This window comes from Peptoniphilus indolicus ATCC 29427 (genome assembly GCF_000227315.1).
GTDB lineage: Bacteria > Bacillota > Clostridia > Tissierellales > Peptoniphilaceae > Peptoniphilus > Peptoniphilus indolicus.
Genome location: NZ_JH165061.1, coordinates 817,261 through 822,475 on the forward strand (window position 1 = coordinate 817,261; position 5,215 = coordinate 822,475).

Consider the following 5,215-nt stretch of genomic DNA (forward strand, 5'->3'; position numbering starts at 1 on the left):
CAGAGAGTTATTAATGAGTGTTCAGGCAGTTTGAAATTTATCAGGGGGGCTTACTTTGAAGAAGGTAAGAAAAATGTATATGTTTATAATGAAGTAATGAACAATTTATTTAATAATCAAAATGATTTTTTAATTATTCATAAAATGCTTCATTATAAGATATCAAATACAGATAAAACTAGGTATAGCAGTGAACATATTCAAAATGTCATTAGAATTAATAATAGTTATTTGAGGGAGGTTGGATATATGAATGACAAGAGTAATGGAAAATATTTATATTTTTCCAGGTTATCAGGAGAGAAATTAAGAGATTCATATAAAAAAATGAATGCTGTAGAAAAGTTGAACGGAATAGCATATAGAATGTTGAATGCACTAAAAACTTCTAATAAACATGCATTCATGGATACTTTGATTAAGGCGAGTATGTATGCAAACGAAGAAATAGATGATGTATTTTCAAATACTATGGAAGATGATTTGAAGTTTAAAAATGCAGGATATTCATTTATAGCGGGGATGTTAGGAAAACAAAATAATTCAAAGAACGATTCTGAAGATAATGGAGGAGAAATATGAATAATCAATTAAATCCTAAGGGATTAACTTTAACTATAATTTTTGAAGCTGAAAGTGCGAATTATGGCGAATCTGTAGGTAATGTGGCTTCACTTAAAAAAGTAGCAAGAAATAAAGGTGAGCAGTTTACTTATATTTCAAGACAAGCGCTTAGATACAATATTGTAGAACAATTGTCCGAACCATTAGCCGAGGTTAATGCAGAAGGAAAGGGAGACAAGAAAGTTATTCAATTTTCTAAAGATGCTACTATAGATAAATATCCAGAAATAGATTTCTTCGGCTATTTGAAAACAGAAGCCAAATCAAGTGGAAAGAAGAGATCAGCGAAAGTTAGATTATCAAATGCAATTTCATTAGAGACATTTAAGGGAGATTTAGATTTTTTAACTAATAAGGGGCTGGCAGATAGACTATCTGAAAATATGAATATTGCTCAAGCGGAAATACACAAGTCATTGTATAGATACACTATAACAGCTGATTTAGACCAAATAGGCATAGATGAAGTTTATAACATTGAGATAGAAAATACTGAAAAAGCAAGAAGAGTTGGTAAGTTACTAGACACAGTTGCTTTATTATATAGAGATATAAGAGGTAGAAGAGAAGATTTAAAACCTTTATTTGTTATAGGTGGTGTTTATGATATTAAAAATCCATTTTTCAGCAGTGTTGTAGAAGTGAATGATGGGAAGATTGAAGTAGAGGCTATAACAGATTTACTTTATGGAAATATAAAAGACCAAACACATTGCGCGATTGTTAAAGGGAAATTTATAAATGAAAATGAAGTCATTGAAAAGTTAAATGCTGTTAAGATGCCTGAATTTTTCTCAGCTATAAAAGAAGAGGTGAAGGATTATTATGAGAGCCATTAAGATGGTGGCTCTTCAAGATCTGGTGAACTATAGAAAACCAATGAGTTTCCAAATTAAAGAAAGTTATCCTTTGCCACCTTATTCTACAATTATAGGAATGGTCCATAACTTGTGTAAATATGAATCGTATATTCCAATGAAAGTAAGTGTTCAAGGGAAATATGTATCTAAGACAAATGATTTATATACAAGATATGAATTTAACAATGGGACCAAATTTGAGAAAGGAAGACACCATATTAATGTTGATGGGTACGGTGTAGCACAAGGGATTTCTACAGTTGAACTTTTATCTCAAATGGAGCTAATTATTCATATAGTGCCGGAAGATCAAGAAAGAGTACAAGAAATTTATAGTTCATTAAAAACTCCGTGGGAATATCCTTCTTTAGGTAGGAGAGAAGATTTATTAAATATCAAATCTGTTGAGATAGTGGATATAGTAGAGAGAAAGTTAGAAAGAGAAGAATATTTAGGCGAGAATTATTACGCTTATGTGCCCCTTAAGTATATACATTTCAATGGTGAAAATTACGAAGAGAGTGCATATACTTTTCTTGACAATATATTAATTGAGGATTCAGCTTTTAGTACTTTTCAGAGTGGAACTAAAATGTTGATTAACAAAGATTATTTTTAGAAAATTATGGAAATAGTAAGAATATAAAAAATATTAGATTGTGGAATAAAGTTGAAGTTATCTATACTTCAAAAATTATAGCGACAAGCGAAGGTAGTAAATGCGAAGATAGTACTGGACAATTTGTATTTTTAGCTTAAGGAGTAAATTATGAAAAAGCAATTTTTGGCAAAGTCTAATCCAATAGAAACGATTCAAGAGCATACGGATAATTTATTAATACAGTTAGCGAAGTTAAAAGAGATATATCCCAATATAAATGTAGATTGGACTTTGCTGGAGATTGCATGCATTTATCATGACTTAGGTAAAATGAATAGTTCCTTTCAAAGCAAGATAAATAAAAATAGTAAATTTAAAAATATAGATAATGAAATTCCTCATGGAATTTTGAGTGCATGTTTTTTAGATGTTGAGGAATTAAAACAAAAATATTCTCATTACGATAATGTCAAAGAAAAATATGTATCTTATATTCTGCTATTTATTTTCACCATCATAGAAATACTATTAAGAAAATAGAAAAAGAGAGTATACAAAAAGCTTGTAGCCTTTTGGAAGAATACAGAGATGATTTTGTATATGATAAATTTAAATTTCCACAAAAAATAGTTTTAAATAGCAATTATATACAGCTGTCTAAAATAACTGAAAAAGAAGAGCTATATTATGAATATATACTTCTAAAAGGATTGTTAAATAAAATTGACTACGCAGCTAGTGCATACATAGATTCATCACAAAGATATTTAGATGTAGATAGAAAAAATGACTTTCTTGAAATAGCACTATCAAATTTTATGAATAAATTATCTGTTAAGTTGAAGAAAATAGGTAAAGATGCTCCCGACTGGAATGAACTTCAAAGATATATGATGAATAATCAAGATAAAAATTTGGTTATAATAGCTCAAACGGGAATGGGAAAAACTGAAGCAGGACTTTGGTGGTTAGGTAATAATAAAGGGTTCTTCACATTGCCAATTAGAACAGCTATAAATGCAATATATAATCGTATAAAAGATGATTTATTGGATGGTGAAAATTTTGACGAAAAAGTAGGAGTACTACATTCTGGGACAAAGAGTATATATTTAGAGGAATTAGATAGTGGTAAAATAAATAATTTAGATGAATATTTTTCAAGCACAAAGCAACTTTCATTACCGCTAACAATTTGTACATTGGACCAACTGTTTACTTTTGTATTTTTACATAGGAATTTTGAATCTAAGTTGGCAACGCTATCTTATTCAAAAATTATCATTGATGAAATTCAAATGTACAGTGCTGACTTAGTTGGTTATTTAATACGTGGTTTAAAGATGATTCAAGATGTTGGTGGAAAATATGCAATACTTACAGCTACATTTCCTGGGTTTTTAAAGAAACTAATGAAAAGAGAAGGACTCAAATTTGATATGCCAGATAAAGCTTTTGTAAATGACAGAATAAGACATAGCGTATCTGTGGTAAGAGAGCAGTTAACTGCCAATGATGTTATTGAAAAATATACAGACAATAGAGTTTTGGTAATCTGCAACACTGTAAAAAAATGTCAAGAGATGTACCAAGATTTGCAAAAACTTATAGAAGAAAATGAATTAGGTATTAAATTGAATATGCTGCATGGAAAGTACATTAAAATGCATAAAGAAAAGAAGTCTAAAGAAATAATTGACTTTGGCAAACTTTTTGACGATGAAGGGAATCCAAACAAGAAGAAGGGAATATGGATAACATCTTCAATTGCAGAAGCATCATTAGATATAGATTTTGATGTATTACTTACTGAATTATCCGAAATATCAAGTCTTTTACAAAGATTTGGCAGGTGTTATAGAAATAGAGAATGGATAGGAGAAGGGTACAATTGTTATGTATATGATGGAGGCGATAGAGCTACTTCAGGTATAGTAAGTATTATTGATAGAGATTTATTTGATTTATCAAAAAAATATATTAGAGAATTTTTTGATAATAATTCAAGTGAATTGAGAGAATTAGATAAGATGAAATTAGTTGAAGAAACTCTTTCATCGGAAAATGTTAAAGAAACAAAGTACTATAAAGAGATTGAAAAGACAATTGAATACACAAAAAATTTGTTTCATGCAGAGTTTTCTAAAGAAGAAGCGCAAAAACTATTTAGAAATATTATGTCAGAAACTATAATGCCTAGACCAGTCTATGAAAATAATTTGAGAGATATCAATGAAATATTAAATATAATTAAATCAAACGAATATACTCAATATGATAAGTTAAGAGAAAGGGAAAAACTTATGGGATATACGTTAGATATAGAATCAAGAGCTTTGATTAACATGGACTATTGTGAGATTGAAATAAGCAAGTATCAAAAACTTAAAGTAGTGGAATGCGATTATGATTATGAATTGGGGTTTAGAAGAAAAGAAAAAGAAAAGAGCGAAAATTTATATGATAATTTCTTTTAGAGGTGTTTTTAATGAAAAAAGTCACGGGTTTGATGGTGTATTATTATCATGTTTGTGAAAGAAAGCTATGGTATTTTGCTCATGATTTAAATATGGAGCATAACAGTGAAATTGTTGGGATGGGGAAATTACTTGATGAAACATCATATAGCAGGGAAACGAAGCATATATTGATAGATGAATCTATAAACATAGATTTCATACAAGATTGGAAAATCGTACATGAAGTAAAAAAGTCAAAAATAGTAGAGGAAGCTTCAATTTGGCAGACAAAATACTATATGATGATTTTAAAAGATAATGGGTTAGAGGTTGAAAAGGGGATCATTGATTTTCCATTATTAAGAAGTAGAGAGATAGTAGAGCTAAGAGAAGAAGACATAATATATTTAAGAGAAGTAATTGAAAAAATAAGCAGTATAATTAACTGTAAGGAAGTACCTAATTTAGTTGAGAAAAAGATATGTAAAAAATGTTCATATTATGAGTATTGCTATATATGAGGTGATAAGATGCAAAGTGATTATTATATTTTTCAAAATGGTGAAATAAAGAGAAAAGATAATACTATTACAATAATAACTGAAGAAAATGTAAAGAAAGACATACCTATTGAGGTAATATCCAATTTATACATATTTGGAGAAGAAACT

The 5,215-nt window shown here is 28.9% G+C and carries 6 protein-coding genes; all 6 read left to right on the forward strand.

The window, feature by feature from the left end; translation table 11 throughout:
• Positions 1–582: type I-B CRISPR-associated protein Cas8b1/Cst1 (gene cas8a1, locus HMPREF9129_RS03730; RefSeq protein WP_004820501.1), on the forward strand; the 582-nt coding region annotated here is incomplete at its 5' end.
• On the forward strand, positions 579–1,463 hold the full coding sequence (cas7i, locus tag HMPREF9129_RS03735; protein ID WP_004820503.1) for a type I-B CRISPR-associated protein Cas7/Cst2/DevR: 885 nt from the start codon (positions 579–581) through the stop codon (positions 1,461–1,463). The genes cas8a1 and cas7i, both read left to right, overlap by 4 nt.
• Positions 1,450–2,103 (forward strand): CRISPR-associated protein Cas5, encoded by a 654-nt coding sequence (cas5, locus tag HMPREF9129_RS03740; RefSeq protein ID WP_004820504.1) that lies wholly within the window; start codon positions 1,450–1,452, stop codon positions 2,101–2,103. Before cas7i ends, cas5 begins: the two co-directional genes overlap by 14 nt.
• A 150-nt stretch (positions 2,104–2,253) precedes the next feature.
• A complete protein-coding gene (locus HMPREF9129_RS12240) occupies positions 2,254–2,625 on the forward strand; it encodes a CRISPR-associated endonuclease Cas3'' (RefSeq protein WP_004820507.1) in 372 nt (123 codons plus the stop codon).
• Between the two features lie 32 nt (positions 2,626–2,657).
• Positions 2,658–4,562 (forward strand): CRISPR-associated helicase Cas3', encoded by a 1,905-nt coding sequence (gene cas3, locus HMPREF9129_RS03745; RefSeq protein WP_004820509.1) that lies wholly within the window; start codon positions 2,658–2,660, stop codon positions 4,560–4,562.
• An 11-nt stretch (positions 4,563–4,573) separates the two neighbouring features.
• Entirely contained in the window at positions 4,574–5,065 is a 492-nt protein-coding gene (gene cas4, locus HMPREF9129_RS03750) for a CRISPR-associated protein Cas4 (protein ID WP_004820511.1), read from the forward strand.
• Positions 5,066–5,215 lie beyond the last annotated feature (150 nt).